Genomic DNA, 17,000 nt, shown 5'->3' with positions numbered 1-17,000 from the left:
GCAAAGCGGTTTGGCGCGTGGTGCTCAAGCGAGCGGCCGTTACACGGCCTTCGCTTGTTTCGAGGCTTCAGATCACCCGCGGGGGCGGCGGGTCCTGCACGACGGTGTTGGGCAGTTCGTCGCGATCGTCCGGCCGATGCGGAAACTCGCGCGCGAGCAATTCGCCGGCGCGCGCGATGCCTTCGATGACGGCGTCGGTGTGCTGGCCGGTGCGAAATTTCTGCTCCATCGCGGCCGCGACGTTGCGCCAGAAATCGTCGCCGCATTTCGCATGCACGCCTGCGTCGCCGTAGAGGGCGAACTGGCGCGCATCGGGCGCGATGAGGATGAGCACGGCGTTGCGTTCGCGCGTGGAGGTCATGCCGAGCCGCGCGAAGGCGTCATGGGCGAGCTGCGTGACGTCGGTCACTTCGCCGGCTTGGAAAACAACGCGAAGTTCGCCGGAAGTGAGTTTTTCGGCGTCGGCGATGGCGCGCTCGATGCGGGCGGTGTCGAGTTGGGCGAGGAAGGTTTTCATCACCATTTGCCTCCGGCGCCGCCGCCGCCAAAGCTGCCGCCGCCGCCGGAAAATCCGCCGCCGCCACCCGAGGACCAGCCTCCACCGCCGCCGGACGACCAGCCACCGTCGGAGCCGCCGCCGAACCAGATGTTCGGGCCGTTCGAGCTGCGGTAGCGACGCGGTCCGCCAACAACGACCACCTCGCGGCGAAAGCGGCGAAAGATCAGGACGAGCACCACAAGCATCGTCACCACAAACATCGCCCCAAAACCATCCGGACTGTGATCACGCGCCTGATGAACGGTGCGCCCCGTGCCCTTGAACTCCCCGCGCGTCGCGGCGATCATCGCTTCGACTGCCGCGCTCACGCCACCGTCGAAATCTCCGGCGCGGAACCTTGGCTTCAGGATGTTTTCGACAATCTGATGACAGACCGCGTCGGTCAGCGTGGGCTCGAGGCCGTAGCCGACTTGGATATAGATCTGGCGGTCCTGCTTGAAGACGAAGAGCACGGCGCCGTTGTTTTTCCCTTTCTGGCCGACCTTCCACGCCTCGGCGACGCGCACGGTGTAGTCTTCCACCGACGAATCGGTCTCCATGCGCGCGAACATCGCGACGAGAATCTGGTTCGAGGACTCGCGCTCGTATTGCTCGAGGCGCGAGTTGAGTCGGGCCACTGCGCCGCCTGAGAGCGTGTGCGTCGTATCGGTGACGAAGCGCGCGGGCGCCGGCGGAATGCGTTCCGCGCCCGCGAGTGACGAGGCGACGACGCACGCGACGAGTGCGAGCGCGACGAGCCTCCGGAAAAATGGCGCGAGCGCGCTCACGGTTTTTTCGCGCTGAAATCGAATTTCACTTCGGGCGGCGTGTCGGCGCCGGCCTTGGCGGCGAAGTAGGCTTTCGGCTGGAAGCCGAGCATGCCGGCGAAGAGCACGCTCGGGAAGCGGCGGATGGCGGAGTTGTAGTCGCGGGCGACGTCGTTGAAGCGGCCGCGCTCGACGGCGATGCGGTTCTCGGTGCCTTCGAGTTGCGACTGGAGCGCGCCGAAATTGGCGGTCGCCTTCAAGTCGGGATAGCGCTCGGCGACGACGAGGAGGCGTGAGAGCGCGGTGGCGAGCTGGCCTTGCGCGCGCTCGAACTCGGCGAGTTGCGCGGCGTCGGTCGGCGCCTTGCTGGGATCGAGCTTCACCTGGCCGACCGAGGCGCGCGCGGCGGTGACTTCGGTGAGCGTGGACTTCTCGAAGTTGGCCGCGCCGGCGACGGTGGCGACGAGGTTCGGGACGAGATCGGCGCGCCGTTGGTAGACGTTCTGAACCTGCGCCCACTGGGCGTCGACCGCCTGCGAGCGGTTGACGAGGCCGTTGTAGCTGCTGACGGCGGCGATGCCGATCACACCGACGAACGCGGCGAGCACGCCGAGAACGATGAGGAGAGTTTTCATGTCGCGAGCAAGATGCACGGCGCTGCGCGGGCGTGCAAGCGGCGGGACGTTACACGCGCGGCGTTTGTTTCGTGGACTGGGCGGAGACGCGTGGGGGGGAAGTCACTCGGCACGGAGCGCCTCGGTGGGCGCGACGCGGGCGGCGCGGCGCGCGGGCAGCCAGCAAGCGAGGAGGCCGATCACGGAAAGCAGGAGCGCGATCGAGAGGAAAACCAGCGGGTCGCGCGGCGAGACGGAGCCGATCATGTTCGCCATGAGTTTCGCGGCGGCCAGGGCGCCGGCAAAACCCAGCGCGAGGCCCACGCCGAGCTGCGCGAGGCCGCGGCCGAGCATGAGGCGCACGACGCGGTCGGTGGTGGCGCCGAGCGCCATGCGGATGCCGATCTCGCGGGTGCGGCGCGCGGTGTTTTGCGCGACGACGGCGTAGAGGCCGACGGAGGCCATGAGCAGCGCGATGGCGGCGAAGGTGAAGAAGAGCGACCCGAAGATCGCGAGGAACCAGTGCTCCTGCTCGATCGCCGATTTGAGCGTGTAGACCTGCAGCAGCGGCAAATCCGGATCGAGTTCCTGGACGGCGGCGCGCACCGAAGCGGCGAGCGAGGTCGGATCGCGTTGCGTGCGCAGCAACACGCCGATCCACGCCCACGGCTCCTGGCGGTTCGAGAGAAAGGCGAGCGGCGGCGCATTGCGTTGCTGCGCGCTCTGCACGATGTCGCCGGACACGCCGACGACCGTCACCCACGGGCCGACCTTCCCGTCGAGGCCGGTGAGGCGGAAGCGGCGGCCGATGGGCGACTCGCCTTCCCAGTAACGCGCTGCGAACTGGCGGGTGACGACGGCGGCTTCCTTGCCGGTGACGCCGTCGGTGTCGTTCAACCCGCGTCCGACGAGCACGGGCAGGTTGATCGCGGGGAGGTAATCGGGAGAGCAGAAGGTCGCCGTGGCTTGGAACGGCTGCTTCGGGTCGGCGGCGGGTTTGCCTTCGATCTCGACGGCCCGCTGTTGTGCGCCGAGGCCGGGAAAATCCGACGTGAGCACGGCGTGCGTGACGCCGGGAACGGCGGCGAGGCGTTGCTGCAGGCGCTCGTGCATCGCTTGGCGCGCCGCGCCGGAGTGGTAGCGTTCGCCGGGGCCGTCGGGCAGGGAGAGGCGCACGGCGAGGATCTCGCGTGCGGGGATGAACGGGTTCATCTGCTGCACAGCGAAGAAATTCCGCACCATGAGTCCGGCGCTCGCGAGCAGGATGACGGTGACGGCGAACTGGAAGACGACGAGTGCGGCCGTGAGTTTGCCGCCCTGCGTGGCGGAGCCGGCGGTGCCGTCCTTCATCGCGGTGTTGAGGTCGACGCGCGAAGCGCGCCAGGCCGGCACGAGGCCGAACACGAGGCCGGCCGCAACCGAGAGGGCGGAGATGTAGGCGAAGGCGCGCCAATCCATCGCGAAGTCGATCCAGTAGGGCCGGCCGATGTCCTGCGTCGCGAGGTCGAAGACGTGCGCGCCAGCCAGCGCGAGGCCGAGGCCGAATGCACCGCCGATGACGCTGAGCAGCACGCTCTCGACGAGCAGCTGGCGCATGAGGCGCGAGCGCGAGGCGCCGAGGGCGGCGCGGACGGAAATTTCCCGCTGGCGCGCGAGGGCGCGGCTGAGCGTGAGGTTGGCGACGTTGGCGCAGGCGATGAGCAGCACGAAGCCGACCGCACCGAGCATGAAGAGGAAAATGAGCCTGACCGGGCCGCCGGCGAACTGCTCGTGGAAGGTCTGCACGCGCGGCACGTAGTCCTTGTTCGTGTCGGGGAACTGCTGCGCGAGGCGCGAGGCGATGACGACGCAGTCGGCTTGCGCCTCGGCTGCGGTGACGCCGGATTTGAGCAGGCCGTAGAACACGAGGTTGCGGTTGGCGCGGTCTTCGCGGGCGTTGGTCGGCGTGAGCGCGGTCCAGAGGTCCTGGTTGCCGGGGAAGCGGAAACCTTCGGGCATGACGCCGATGATGGTGGCCGGCTGGGTGTTGAGGCGCACCGAGCGGCCGACGACATCGAGCGCGCCGGCGTAGTGGTGTTGCCAGACCTTGTGGCTGAGGAGGACGACGAGCGGCGCGCCCGGGGCACCGTCGCTCGGCAGCAGCGCGCGGCCGAGGATCGGTTGCGCTTTCACCAGTCCGAACAATCCCGTCGTGGAGACGCCCAGGTTGTAGCGTTCGGGCGAGACGCCGGGCTCGGCGATGACGCCGACACTGGTCTCGATGGCCTCGAGGCCGTCGAAGGTGCGATTCTGGCTTTGGTAGGCGCGGAACTCCGGCAGCGAAAGCGGGCCGCGCGTGAGGCGGCCCTCCGGCCAGTCCTGCGTGACGATCGCGAGCCGTTCGCCGCCGGGAATGGGCAGCGGTTTGAAGAGCACGGCGTTCACCAGCGTGAAGACGGTGGTGTTGATGCCGATGCCGAGGGCCAGGGTGACGATCACCGCGAGGGAAAACCAGCGGTGGCGCGTGAGTTGACGGAGGGCGAAACGGAGGTCGTTGAGCATGGGGGGAGTCAATGACAAGGCCCGCCGAACGGGGAGGACGGCGGACGCAGATGTGGTGCTGCCCGTTACCACCCGCGAGCGGGCTGGCAAGTTGCAGCTTTCCTTCCGCGACCCGGGCGGGACCGGCGGGATGCGGCGCCGTTTACTCGGTGCGCAGCGCCTCGGTCGGCGCGACGTGGGCGGCGCGGCGCGCGGGCAGCCAGCAGGCGAACAGACCGATGCTGCCAAGCAACGCGGCGACGGTGACGAAGACGATCGGATCCGTCGGGGAAGTCTGGCCGAGGATGCTGTCCATGAGGCGCGTGGTGGCGAAGGCGCCGCCGAAGCCGATGATGAGTCCGAGGCCGAGCTGCATCAGGCCGCGCCCGAGCATCAGCCGCACGACGATGGCGGCGGTGGCGCCGAGCGCCATGCGGATGCCGATCTCGCGGGTGCGGCGCGCGGTGTTTTGCGCGACGACGGCGTAGATGCCGACGGCGGCCATCAACAGCGCGATGACGGCGAAGGTGAAAAAGAGCGAGCCGAACACCGCGAGGAACCAGCTGTCGTGCGCGATGGCCTCCTTGAGTGTGCGCACTTGGAACAGCGGCAGGTCGGCATCGATCTCCTGCACGGCGGCGCGGACCGCCGGCGTCAGCGCGGTGGGATCGCCCTCGGCGCGCAGCATGACGCCGATCCAGGCCCACGGCTCCTGCCGGTCGGACAGGAAGACGAGCGGCGGCGAGTTGCGCTGTTGGAAATTCTGCACGAGGTCGCCGCTCACGCCGACGACCGTGATCCACGGGCCGGGTTTCTGATCGTCGCCGAGGAAGCGCATCTTGCGACCGAGAGGCGAGGCGTCGCCCCAGTAACGCGCGGCGAATTCGCGGGTGACGACGGCGGATTCCTTCCCCGGTGCGCCGTCGGCGTCGTCCAGGCCGCGGCCGACGAGGACGGGGAGGTTGATCGCGGGCAGATAATCCGGCGTGGCGAAGATCACGGCGGCGCGGTTGGGGCGTTTCGGGTCCGCGGTGGGCTTGCCTTCGATTTCAACCGTGCGGTCCGACGAGCCGAGGCCGGGGAAATCCGACGTGAGCACGGCTTGCTTCACGCCGGGGAGGGCGGCGAGGCGCTGCTGGAGACGTTCGTGCATGGCCTTGCGGGACTCGGGCGTCTCGTAGCGTTCGCCCTTGCCATCGGGCAGGGCGAGGCGGATGCCGAGAATCTGTTCCGCGGGCACGAAGGGGTTGATCTGCTGCACCGCAAAGAAGCTCTTCATCATGAGGCCGGCGCCGGCGAGCAGCATGACGGTGGCGGCGAACTGGAACACGACGAGCGCGCCGGTGAGTTTGCCGCCGCGCGCGGTGCCGCCGGCGGTGCCGTCCTTCAGTGCGGTGTTGAGATCGACGCGCGAGGCGCGCAGCGCGGGGATGAGGCCGAAGACGATGCCGGTGGCGACGGAGATCGCGGCGAAATAGACGAAGGCGCGCCAGTCCATCGTGAATTGGATCCAGTAGGGCTTGCCGACGTCCTGCGTCGCGAGATCGAAGGCGTGCACGCCGAACTGCGCGAGGCCGAGTCCGACCGCGCCGCCGAGCACGCTGAGCAGCACGCTTTCGACGAGCAGCTGCCGGACGATCTGCGCGCGCGAGGCGCCCATCGCGGCGCGCACAGCCATCTCGCGGCCGCGGACGATGGCGCGGCTGAGCATCATGTTGGCGACGTTGGCGCAGGCGATGAGCAGCACGAAGCCGACGGCGCCGAGCATGAGCAGGAAGATGAGCTTGATCGGGCCGCCGTTGAACAGGTCGTGGAAAGTCTGCACGCGCGGCACGACGTCCTTGTTGGTGTCGGGGAATTCCTTGGTCAGGCGCGCAGCGATGACGTTGAGATCGGTCTGGGCCTCGGTGACGCTCGTGCCCGGTTTGCGCACGCCGAAGAGCATCAGGCTGCGGTGGTGGCGGTCGGCGAGTTCCGGCGTGGGGCGCAGTGCGGTCCAGAGTTCCTCGCTGTCGGGGAATTTGAAGCCTTCCGGCATGACGCCGATGATGGTGGCGGGCTGGCCGTTGAGGCGGACGTTGCGGCCGATGACATCGGAGGCGCCGGCGTAGCGCTGCTGCCAGACTTGGTGGCTGAGCATGAGCACGGTGGGCGCGCCGGCGACGCCGTCGGCGGGGGTGAACGCGCGGCCGAGGATCGGTTGGGTTTTCAGGAGTGAAAACAATCCGGGCGAGATGACGCCCATGCCGTAGCGCTCGGGCGGCGTGGCGGGTTCGGCGATGATGCCGCCGGAGCGGTCGACGGCCTCGAGTCCCTCGAACGTGCGGTTCTGCGTCCGGTAGGCCTCGAATTCGGGATAGGAGATCGGGCCGCGGTTGTAGCGGTTTTCCGGCCATTGCTGCGTGACGGCGACGAGGCGTTCGCCGCCGGGAACGGGCACGGGTTTGAAGAGGACGGCGTTCACCAGCGTGAAGACGGTGGTGTTGATGCCGATGCCGAGAGCGAGCGTGACGATGACGGCGAGGGAAAACCAGCGGTAGCGGGCGAGCTGGCGGAGGGCGAAGCGGAGGTCGTGAAACATGAACGCGGGAGGCAAATGGCGCAGCTCCGCCGGGCGTGGGCGCGGCGAAGGGATAGCGCGGTTGGTGCTCCCAAAACCCGCGGGGCGAGGGAGAGTCGCAAAAAAGCGCCGGCCATGGCCGGCGCGCGCACCGACGGAGTCGGATCAGAAGTTCAGGGCGGAGGCGTAGACGCTCCGCTCGGCGGCCGTCTGCAGCTCCTTCCATTTCGTGATGCGATAGCCGCCGCCGCCGACGGAGCCGAGGGCCTCATCGTAGTGGAAGTTCACCCCGCCGAGCAGCTGCATCGTATTGCAGCAAAAGGCGCCCATGACGTTGGTGCCGGAGTCGAAATTTATGGCGGCGTTCTCGGCGATGACGGAGCCGTAGAAAGTGCCGCCGCCGCGTGTGGTGAATGTCTGGCTGCTGGCGGCGGTGCCGTAGATCGTGGTGCGGGCGGGGGCGCCGTTGGCGAACCAGTTGGCACCGGAGTCGAAGTTGATGTTGCCGTTGGTGTAGATGGTCAGCGAGCCGTTGTCGCCCGCGGCGGTGCCGTAGGTGAACGTGGCGTGATCGCTGGTGTTGATGGCGTTCACGCCGGTGTGGTTGGTCATCATGAACACGACGGGTTGTTTGATCGTCATGGTGTTCGCGGCGTAGGAAATGACCTTCCCCGAGGCGAAGTTGTAGTAGTATTTGCCGTCCGAGGCGGCGACGTCGCCCGCGCGGGGGAAGGTGACGCTCGAGGTGATGTTGGTGGAGATTGTGTTGACGACGGAGGGCGACGGAACGGTGACGGTGGGGAAGGCGTAGGTGAACGATCTGTTCTCGAGGGCGGTGTTCCAGCCGGAGCCGCCGGGCGTGCTGGTGAGTTTGGCGGATCCGCTCTTGCTGATAGTGCCGCCGCCGGTGTTCACGGTGCCGTAGATGGTGGGATTGTCGCCGACGTTGAGGGCACCGTTGCCGGAGGCGACGACGCCGAGGGGGCCGGAGCCGCGGCGCACGGCGGTGGAGTAGGGGGTGAAGGCGCCGCTCGACGGGTCGGTGGAGATCCAGCTGTCGACGTAGAGATTGCTGTCGCCGCGGAGCGAGGTCTTGGCGACCAAGCCGGCGTAGACGGCGCGGCTGGCGAGCGTGACCTCGATGAATTTTTCCAAGGGCGGGCCGCCGTCGGGCACGGTGATCGTCGATTTCGCCACCATGAGGACGGTGCCTGTGAGGTCGTAGTTGCGGACGTAGACCTTGGTGCTGCCGGTGGCGTTGGGGCCGGGGGTGAAACCGGAGAAGGTCGCGGTGGCGACGTGCGTGCCGCTGTTGGTGGTCCAGCCATCGGCGGATGACCAGGCGGTGGCGAGGGCGATGCCGTCGACTTGGTTGCGGTTGATGCAGTAGAGTGCGCGCTCGAGGCCGGCTTCGGCGAGGTTCAGCGCGGCGGTGCCGTAGAAGTTGCGTCGACCGAGGTTGAGCGAGCTGGTGCTGAGCTTGATGAAGGAGGCGAGGGCGACCGCGATGATGGCCGCCAGGAGCATCGCGACGATCAGCACCGCGCCGCGTTCACGGGAGCTATTTGTTCCGGAGGACATAGGTGGCGGAGAGGATGTTGTCGGTCGCGGAGGGGATCGTCTGGTTGCGCGTGCTGACGCTGATGGCGAGTTCAAGGCGTTTGGTGGCGGCGTCGGTCGCGACGGCGGTGCCGAGGACGTCGTAGCGGGTGAAAGTGCAGGCGGTGGTGTTGCGGACGAGCGGGGTGGCGGCCGCGGCGGAAGCGCTGCCGCCGGGGCGGCGGTAAAAGCAGTTGGCGTAGGTCGTCGTGCCGACGGTGACCGTGCCGTAGGCGTAGGTCACTTGGTTCGAGTTGGCCGCGTAGTTGTCCGGCACGGTGAGGGTGACCGAGGTGGCGCTGTTGTAGGTGAGGGCGCTGGCCATGCGGACATCCTGGCCGAACTCCTCGAGCGCGGTGCGGGCGTCGCCGGCCATGTTGTTGTAGTTGTAGAGCAGCTGGCCGCTGCGTCCCATCATCAGGAACGAGGTCATCACGCCGGTCAGGACGATCGAGCCGAGGACACCGGAGACCATGACTTCGACCAGGGTGAAGCCGGCGGAGCGGGGGCGGAGGCGGACCGGTTTCATGAGGCGAAGAAATCGTAGAGGCCGTAGCGCGCGTAGAAGGTCGTCATCGAGCACGAGAGCGGCCGGCCGTCATAGTTGCGCCAGCTGACCGTAACGGTGAACTGGCGGAGGTTGGTCGCGAGGTCGCTCACGCTCCGGGTGAGGGTGAAACGCGAACCGACAGCGGGGTTGGCGGTGAAGGCCGGGTCGATGGCGACGGCGGGAGTGTCGTCGGTGTAGTCGACGATGCCGGTCACGGTGACGGTGCTGGTCCACGGGCACACACGGATGCGCTCGATCTCGCTTTGCATGATCTGCGAGGCGATGACGTAGTTGCGCGAGGAATCGATGGCGTTGAATCCACGTTGGATCACCGTGATCGACGTGGTGATGGCGAAGATCATCACGAGCGACGCGAACATGACTTCCACCAAGGTGAAGGCGGCGCAAACGGCGTGCGGGCGCGGTCGTGCGGTCGAGGAGGGGGCGGGCGGTTGCTGCACAGCCTCAATGTGCCGGAATTCCGCCCGGTCCGGTAGGGCGAAGGGCCTCTAGCGTTCGGGTGGCAAGCGCTAGGCCGGAAACTACCTAGGAGGTGGTCGCTCGGGTCTTGTCGTCGAAATAGAGCGCGATCGCCTGCGACCGGCGTTGGACGCCGAGTTTCTCGAACACCCGCCCGATGTAGTTCTTCACGGTATTCTCGCTCAGGCCGAGGAGTTGGGCGATGTCCTTGTTCGTCTGGCCCTCCGCCATGGCCGCGAGGACCCGGCGTTCTTGGGGCGAGAGCTCATGCAGGCACGCGGCGCGGTCGAGGCGGGCATGGCCGTCGCGCAAGATGTCGACCATGCGCCCGGCGATATCGGGCGAAAAGACGGAACGTCCGGCGTGGCCGTCGACGATGCCTTGGACCAGCGCGGCGGGATCGATCTCCTTCAGAAGATAACCATCGGCGCCGGCGACGATCACGTCGTAGATCGTCCGGCTGTCGGTGGACGAGGTGAACACGATGACGCGCGCCGAGGGGGCGGCCGCGCGAAGCTCGCCGCAGATCGCGATGCCACTGGTGTCGGGGAGCCGCAGGTCGAGCAGCACGACGTCCGGTTGCACGCGCTGCGCTTCGCGCAGGGCATCGGCGGCGGTCGCGGCCTCCGCGACGATCTCGAGGCGGCGCCCGTCGGCCGCATACTCGATGGCTGCGCGGATGCCGTGGCGGACGATGGCGCTGTCGTCGACCAGGAGGATGCGGATCGGGGTGTTGGCGGGGATTCTCACGGCGAACGTTCGGGGGGAGGGAGGTGCAGCGTGATCTCGGTGCCGCTGCCCGGTCGCGAGTCGATCTTCAAGCGGCCGCCGAGCACGATGGCGCGTTCGGTGAGATTGCCGAGGCCGCGGCCGCGGGTGTCGATGCCCGCGATCTCGAAGCCCCGGCCGTCGTCGCTCAAGCGCAGCACGGAGCCGCGCTCCGCTGCGCACCAGCTGAGTTCCACGCGGCTGGGCTCGCCGTGGCGGACCGCGTTGCTCATGGCTTCGCGGGCGAACTGGAGCACCTGGCCGCGGATCAGCGCGGGATAGCGGCTGGCCAGCGCCTCGTCGATGTCGACGGATATCTCCGTGGCTGCGCTGCCCCGCAATTGTTGACCGATCGCGCGGGCGGCATCGGCGAATGCGCCCTCGCCCGGGCGCGGGTCGGTCCGCTCGATGTAGCCGCGCAACTCGGCGACGACGTGGTTCAGGTCCGCGCGGGTCTGCACGGCCAGCTGCTTCGACGTTTCCGGATCGGTTCCGGCGAGGGTTTCTATCTTGGTCAGCGACATGCCCACGCCGAAGAGGCGTTGGATGATGCTGTCGTGCAGATCGCGTCCCACCCGGGCCTGCGCCTCGAGGGCCTGGGCGAGCGCCTCGCGATCGCGCAGGGAACTGTGCACGATGCGGCCGAGCCGCCCGAATTCGTCGCGCCGGTGGAGCAGGCGCAACAGCGGCGTGGTGTCGCTTTGGATGATGCTGTGTTGGAGCGTGGCGAGGGGGCGCCAGATCCAGAAATGCAGCAGGAGTCCCGCGATGAGCACGGTGCCGACGGCGTTGAGCGCAAAGAGCGTGAGCTCGGTGTTTTCCTCGTCGACGTCGCTCGCCTGCGGATCGAGCACGTGAAAATCCAGGCCGGCGATCACGCGCCCGCGGTGATCCTTGAGCGGTTGCCAGGTTTCCATCTCCCCGTGGGCGACGGCGTCAGGCGTGTGCACGCTGGTCGTCAGCCTGATCTGGCCCTGCGCCGCTGTCGCGATTTCCTCCAGGATCGGCGCGTTCCAAACGCGGGCGGCCACGAGCCAGGCGCCCGTCGGGGCCCGCTCCGGATTGGCGCTGATGCGTTGGCCAAACACCTGATGCAGGGCGCCACCGATCATGCAGAAGAAATCAAGAGTCCCGGGCGATCCGGCGAGCAGCGGCTGCAACTCCGCCTGCGGCAGCGGAGGCTCGCTCGTGAGTTCGCCGGTCAGGCGTTTGAAGCCATGGATGGTGGCACCGCTGGCCTCGAGCACCCAGACGGCATCGACGCGGTAGGTGTCGAGGCGCTCCTGCAGGTTGCGCTCGGCCCAGCGCGCATCGCGGGTCGCGACAAACTCCGCCAGCGCCGGTCGGGCGGCGTAGTTGCGCACGTAGCGCCGCAGCGCGCCGGAATTCTCGGCGAGCGTCGATTGCAGGCGCGCGGCGAGTTCGCGCTCGCGACGCACCCGGATTGCCTCGTATTCGCGCTGCTGCAGGAGCTCCAGGCCGAAGAAGATGGCGGTTGAAAAAACGCCGAGCGCGCCAATCAGAATCAACAGTCGAGAGCGGATGGTCATGGGCTCCGGACGCATCCCGGCGCAACGAATGCGCGGCGGCAATCCGATTTCCCGTGCGACTCGTCCCTTGAATTTCGGCGCGGTTCTCCGCAGCGTGGCGGGCAAGATATCCCATGAGTTCCCCGACCGCGCCTGCGACCCCGGCGAGCGACCCGGCGAAAGTGCCGATCCCGCGCCAGATTCCCTTCATCATCGGCAACGAGGGTTGCGAACGGTTCAGCTTCTACGGCATGCGGAACATCCTGACGGTGTTTCTCGTCTCGTCGCTGCTGATGTATCTGCCGGAGGGCGACCGCGCCGGCGCGGCGAAGGAGGTTTTCCACACCTTCGTGATCGGCGTGTATTTCTTCCCGCTGCTCGGCGGCTGGCTGGCGGACCGGCTCTGGGGCAAATACAACGTCATCTTCTGGCTGAGTCTCGTCTACTGCGTGGGGCAGGGGATGCTCGCGCTGTGCGTGGACAACCGCGTCGGGTTCTACACCGGACTGTTTCTCATCGCGCTCGGCTCGGGCGGCATCAAGCCGTGCATCTCGTCGTTCGTCGGCGACCAGTTCGACTCGACCAACAAGCACCGCGCGAAGGTGGTGTTCGACGCGTTCTACTGGATCATCAATTTCGGGTCGTTCTTCGCGTCGCTGCTGATGCCGATCTTCCTGAAGCAACTCGGGCCGGCGGTCGCGTTCGGCATTCCGGGCGTGCTGATGTTCCTCTCGACCGTGGTGCTGTGGGCGGGCCGGAAGAAATACGTGATGGTGCCGCCGACGCCGCCCGATCCTCACTCGTTCCTGCGCGTGTGCTGGACGGCGCTCATGTCCGGCCCGGCGGGCAAAGTGCTCGCCGCGCTCGGCGTGCTGGTGGCGGCGCTGGGTTTCTACTGGCTGCCGGGTTTCGAGAATTTCGTGAAAGCGGTCTGCGTTGCGATCGTCGCCATCGTGGCGTTCGGCGGCATCGGCGTGCGGCTGCAGCTCGAGGGCGCGCGCGGCGCGCATCCGGACGCGGCGGTCGAGGGCGTGCGCGGCGTGTTGCGCGTGCTCGTGCTCTTCGCGCTCGTGACGCCGTTCTGGTCGCTCTTCGACCAGAAGGCCTCGACGTGGGTCTTGCAGGGCAAGGCGATGGAGGCGTGGCACCTGTTCGACGCGGCGGCGCTGCGCGAATCGAGTCCGCTGCTCGCGACGATCTTCGGACATTTCGCGACGATCGAACCGTCGCAGATGCAGGCACTGAACCCGCTGTTCGTGATGCTGCTGATTCCGTTCAACAACCTCATGCTCTTCCCCGCGCTGCGGAAAATCGGCTTCGAGGTCACGGCGCTGCGCCGCATGACCCTGGGCATCGCGTTCGCGGCGGCCTCGTGGGTCGTGATCGGCTGGCTGCAACTCTCGCTCGATGGCGGGGCGAAGGTGAACATCGCGTGGCAGGTGCTGCCATATGTGTTGCTGACGCTCGGCGAGGTGCTCGTGTCGGCCACGGGGCTGGAGTTCGCCTACAGCCAGGCGCCGCAATCGATGAAGGGCGCGCTGATGAGCTTCTGGCTGCTGTCCGTCACGATCGGCAATCTCTGGGTGCTCGTCGCCAATGCGGCGGTGAAGAACGACGCCGTGACCGGCGCGATCGCGTCGACCGGCTTCGGCGTGACGGCGTTCCAGATGTTCTTCTTCGCGGCGTTCGCGTTCGTGGCGGCGGCGATCTTCGGACTCGTCGCGCGCGGCTACGCGGTGAAGGACCACTACCGCGCGGCCTGAGTCGCCCGGTCCGCGCTCCGCGATGGCGCGCCCGCGGGCGCTTCGGTCTTGCCGCCGCGAAGTCGGGCCCGTTTGGTTCGGGCCGACGTCATTCTCCGGGGCCAAGGGGAACCCGTCGCAGGCTCCGTGGAACAGCTCGCGCGACCAGCCGCGCGAGTCGGGTTCCGAACGTGGAGCCTGTGGTCTCCACCGCCATCCCCATGAAACGCCCCCTCCACGCGCGCTCTTTGCTGCGCTTTGCTACTGTTCTCGCCGGCCTCTGCGCCGTGCATGTCGCCTCGGCCGAAGCTGCTCCCGCGCCCGAAACCTGTCCGCCCAACGGCTGGCAGGAAAACCTGCCCAACTACCTCAAGCCCGACGCCGCGTTCCCCACGCAGGACACGCCGATCGGCGCGCGCGATTGCGCATTCCACGAGTGGTCGTGGGAAGCCTTCACCTGGGCGACGGCGCTCGACGGCAAAGGCACGCCGCGCTTCCTCTCGCTCCACACGCCGGAGGATCTCTTCAAGCCCGCCGGTGCTGCGCCGCGCGAGCTCCACCTCGGCCTCCGCGCCGCGCACCCGGCCGATGCCCCGCACATCGAGGGCGCCGGCGCGATCGTCGAGGCCGACGGCAACCTGCTCGTCGCGCCCAACGGCTACCCGATCTATGCCTCCGTCCACATGAACGACGCCTACTTCGAGACGGCGAAGCGCAACCTCGTCTCCAACGGCGGCTATCAAGCCAACACCGACGCGGACCACTTCCCGGTCGGCGCCGCCGTCTTCAAGGCCACATGGCTGCGCCTCGACGACGGCGAGATGCCGCCTCCCGGCGCCTACGTCACGCTCGCTCGCGTGCCGGTCCTCGGCGTCGCGCTCACGCCCAACGACACCCTCTACGCTTCGCCCAACGGCCAGACCAAACTCGTGAAAGTCGCGCTGCTCGGCCTGCACGTCGTCGGCCACACGATCAACCACCCCGAGTTCCTCTGGGCCACGTTCGAGCATCATCTCAACTCCCCGCGCGTGCCCGACGGCACCAACAAGCCCGCGCCCAGCACCAGCGTGGCGGAGAACTTCACGCTCTACGCCGGCAACACGCCCTTCAACCAGTGCGACATCCCGAGCACCGCGACGACGGTCAGCACCACCAGTTCGGTCACCTCGCTCACCACGCCCTCGACCACGGTGACGACGAACAGCACGGTGACGCAGACCCCGCGCTACACCTTCGACGCCGCGACGCAGAAATTCTCCCCGTCGACCAACGTCGTGCTCTGGAACGCCACCGGCAGCGAGACGCACTCGCCCCACGGCCCCGCGAACATCGCCGCGCTCAACCTGTCGGCCCAGCGGTTTTTCCGCACGCAGAAGGAGCCGCAGTCGACCTTCGCCCACTACGACCTCATCGGCACCGTGTGGATGGACGCCGGCACCTACAACCTGAACAGCAACCAGAGCAACGCCGTCGGCTCCGTGAATCTCGCGAACAGCACCGCCGAGACTTTCGTGCAGAACGCCGCCGGCACCACGACGCCCGCGACGGTCGGCAACTGCTTCTCCTGCCACAATCCGCAGACGTTCACCAGCGTCGCGCCCATGCCCAACCTCCAGCCGCGCCGCATCGCGCTCAGCCATGTGCTATCTGCCGGCACCTTCTACGCCGTGCCCAACCAGATCGCCGTGCAAGTGCCTGCCGGCACGGTCAGGTAAGCCGTCTGCCCACCGCCTCCGCGCTTCCCCGCGGCCCTTCCCGCGCTCCGTTCGGGCGGAAAGGGCCGCCTGCTTTTTCGGGAAAAATCCGATGCGCTCGCGGCGGAGCGAAATGCGCCCAAGCAAATTTCGATGAACCCGCGCGCTGCGCGGCAGTCTCAGCCGGGATGACGAACACGCGAGTCAGAGTGCCGTGGCCGGAGGGTCTGCATCTGCGGCAAGCGGTGCGCCTGGTGCGCACGGCGCAACGATTTCGCGCCGAGATCCGGCTGCGCAGCGCGGAGCGGATCGCAGACGTCCGCAGCCTGCTCGGCGTGCTCGCGCTCTGCGCCGCGATGGGCGCGACCCTCGATCTCGAAGCCACCGGAGAAGACGAGCAGGAGGCGATCCGGACGGTGCAGGAATTCTTCGGCGGCTGACCGCGCGGGTGGGAATCACTCGCTGGTCTCGACTGCCGATTTTTCCACCGCTTCGCAGATGCGCTGCCGATGCGCGTCGAGCTGTTGCTTGGCGCACTCGGGGCAAATGCCGTGGCTCGTGCCGGTGGCGAATTTCGAATCGAAATAGTCCTCCACCGAAAGCCAGCGGTCGCCGTCGCCGACCTTGCGGCACCACGCGCAGATCAGGAGGAATTCCTCGAGCTCGTGCAGGCGCCGGAGCAGGCGCTTGGTCGTGAAGTGCACGAGCGCCCACACCGCGAGGACGGTCAGCGTGCGAATGACCGGTCGCGCGAGGATGAACTCCGACGATTCGCCGAACAGCAGGTGCGGCAGGTGGAAAATTTCCACCACCCACATCACGACGACGAGCGACGAGAAACCAATGGCCTGCCCGCGCAGGATGTTGCGCGCACTGAGGTGTGTCGGAGGATGGCCCATGACGAAGGTGCGGGAGATATGGCTACACGTCGGGTGACGTTCGGCGTGGAGCCCACCGCCCCATTTGCGGAGAGACGGGACCGGGAGGCAAAGAAAAATTGGGCGGAAGCCGGCCCGCATCGATCAGCGCAACAGCAGCTCTGCCACCGCAGCCCAGCCCGCGCTCGTCGTCGCCTGTGCGATGGCGGTGCAAACCACGACGAAGCCCGCAAAGGACGTCGCCAGCCGCCGATCGAGACGGTGCGTCAGCACTCCGTGCGCCACGACCGTGAGCGCGGCGAATGTCACGACGCCGCAGAAATCGCCGAAGACGCCATACCAGCCGTGGCGGACGAAAAATTCGGTGAGCGACTGGATGCGCCCGAGTCCCGCCGCGCAGACGGAGAGCGTGGCTAGGAACATGAGCGGTCGATGCCATCCTGCGACGCCACGCAGCCGGACGCCGGGCGCCACGAATCCGGTGAACAGCAGGATGCCGAGAAAGGACACCGCCATGAATTGCCGCGACGTGAGCGGGCCGAGCAACACCCCGGGCGGGGTCACGGCGGCCGAGGCCACCGCGATGCGCAGCCCGACCGCCACCAACACGAGGGCGAGCCCCGCGCCGAGCCGTGAAAATGCGCAGCGGCGACAAGACCAAGCTGCGCCGTCTGGCGCGTTCCGGTTGCACCGATGTTTTCACCTGTGGGCGAGCCGACCGCACGGAAACCTCGGCCGCGCCCGCGGTCGTGCGTCGATGC

15 protein-coding genes are annotated in these 17,000 nt (G+C 67.7%); 3 read left to right on the top strand and 12 right to left on the bottom strand.

Translation table 11 applies throughout. The features are described from left to right. Positions 1-67: 67 nt before the first annotated feature. The 10 genes from KF715_18310 to KF715_18265 all read right to left on the bottom strand — a co-directional run bounded on the left by KF715_18310 (position 68) and on the right by KF715_18265 (position 11,946). Positions 68-517: a TPM domain-containing protein gene (locus KF715_18310; protein MBX3738654.1), complete on the bottom strand. Its 450-nt coding sequence runs from the start codon at positions 515-517 to the stop codon at positions 68-70. Beyond that, complete coding sequence (locus tag KF715_18305; GenBank protein MBX3738653.1) at positions 517-1,326, bottom strand: TPM domain-containing protein; 810 nt, start codon at positions 1,324-1,326, stop codon at positions 517-519. The genes KF715_18310 and KF715_18305 overlap by 1 nt, the downstream gene beginning before the upstream one ends. Then, positions 1,323-1,940, bottom strand: a complete 618-nt coding sequence (locus KF715_18300; protein MBX3738652.1) for a LemA family protein — start codon at positions 1,938-1,940, stop codon at positions 1,323-1,325. The genes KF715_18305 and KF715_18300 overlap by 4 nt, the downstream gene beginning before the upstream one ends. 102 nt (positions 1,941-2,042) lie before the next feature. Further along, the gene (locus KF715_18295) at positions 2,043-4,460 is read right to left on the bottom strand and encodes an ABC transporter permease (protein MBX3738651.1); all 2,418 of its coding nucleotides are present in this window, start codon (positions 4,458-4,460) and stop codon (positions 2,043-2,045) included. Between the two features lie 142 nt (positions 4,461-4,602). Further along, entirely contained in the window at positions 4,603-7,020 is a 2,418-nt protein-coding gene (locus KF715_18290; protein ID MBX3738650.1) for an ABC transporter permease, read from the bottom strand. A 144-nt stretch (positions 7,021-7,164) separates the two neighbouring features. Next, positions 7,165-8,580 (bottom strand): hypothetical protein, encoded by a 1,416-nt coding sequence (locus tag KF715_18285; GenBank protein MBX3738649.1) that lies wholly within the window; start codon positions 8,578-8,580, stop codon positions 7,165-7,167. Next, positions 8,561-9,127, bottom strand: a complete 567-nt coding sequence (locus KF715_18280) for a prepilin-type N-terminal cleavage/methylation domain-containing protein (GenBank protein ID MBX3738648.1) — start codon at positions 9,125-9,127, stop codon at positions 8,561-8,563. The genes KF715_18285 and KF715_18280 overlap by 20 nt, the downstream gene beginning before the upstream one ends. Continuing rightward, entirely contained in the window at positions 9,124-9,528 is a 405-nt protein-coding gene (locus KF715_18275) for a hypothetical protein (protein MBX3738647.1), read from the bottom strand. The genes KF715_18280 and KF715_18275 overlap by 4 nt, the downstream gene beginning before the upstream one ends. A 166-nt stretch (positions 9,529-9,694) precedes the next feature. After that, complete coding sequence (locus KF715_18270; protein ID MBX3738646.1) at positions 9,695-10,378, bottom strand: response regulator transcription factor; 684 nt, start codon at positions 10,376-10,378, stop codon at positions 9,695-9,697. Beyond that, a complete protein-coding gene (locus KF715_18265) occupies positions 10,375-11,946 on the bottom strand; it encodes a hypothetical protein (protein MBX3738645.1) in 1,572 nt (523 codons plus the stop codon). The genes KF715_18270 and KF715_18265 overlap by 4 nt, the downstream gene beginning before the upstream one ends. A gap of 113 nt (positions 11,947-12,059) precedes the next feature. On the opposite strand from KF715_18265, the gene KF715_18260 reads away from it, so the two are divergent. From KF715_18260 to KF715_18250, 3 genes are all read left to right on the top strand, one after another. Beyond that, entirely contained in the window at positions 12,060-13,688 is a 1,629-nt protein-coding gene (locus KF715_18260; GenBank protein ID MBX3738644.1) for an oligopeptide:H+ symporter, read from the top strand. A 200-nt stretch (positions 13,689-13,888) separates the two neighbouring features. Further along, on the top strand, positions 13,889-15,382 hold the full coding sequence (locus KF715_18255; GenBank protein ID MBX3738643.1) for a hypothetical protein: 1,494 nt from the start codon (positions 13,889-13,891) through the stop codon (positions 15,380-15,382). Between the two features lie 188 nt (positions 15,383-15,570). Then, positions 15,571-15,801 (top strand): HPr family phosphocarrier protein, encoded by a 231-nt coding sequence (locus KF715_18250; protein MBX3738642.1) that lies wholly within the window; start codon positions 15,571-15,573, stop codon positions 15,799-15,801. A gap of 15 nt (positions 15,802-15,816) precedes the next feature. Here KF715_18250 and KF715_18245 read toward each other — a convergent pair whose 3' ends face one another. Then, a complete protein-coding gene (locus KF715_18245; GenBank protein MBX3738641.1) occupies positions 15,817-16,260 on the bottom strand; it encodes a hypothetical protein in 444 nt (147 codons plus the stop codon). A gap of 123 nt (positions 16,261-16,383) precedes the next feature. Then, the gene (locus KF715_18240; protein MBX3738640.1) at positions 16,384-16,803 is read right to left on the bottom strand and encodes a hypothetical protein; all 420 of its coding nucleotides are present in this window, start codon (positions 16,801-16,803) and stop codon (positions 16,384-16,386) included. Between the last annotated feature and the right edge of the window lie 197 nt (positions 16,804-17,000).

Origin of the sequence: Candidatus Didemnitutus sp., from assembly GCA_019634575.1 — a bacterium.
Lineage (GTDB): Bacteria > Verrucomicrobiota > Verrucomicrobiia > Opitutales > Opitutaceae > Didemnitutus.
The sequence above is the reverse complement of the archived record's forward strand: the minus strand, read 5'-3'. Positions and strand labels throughout refer to the sequence as shown.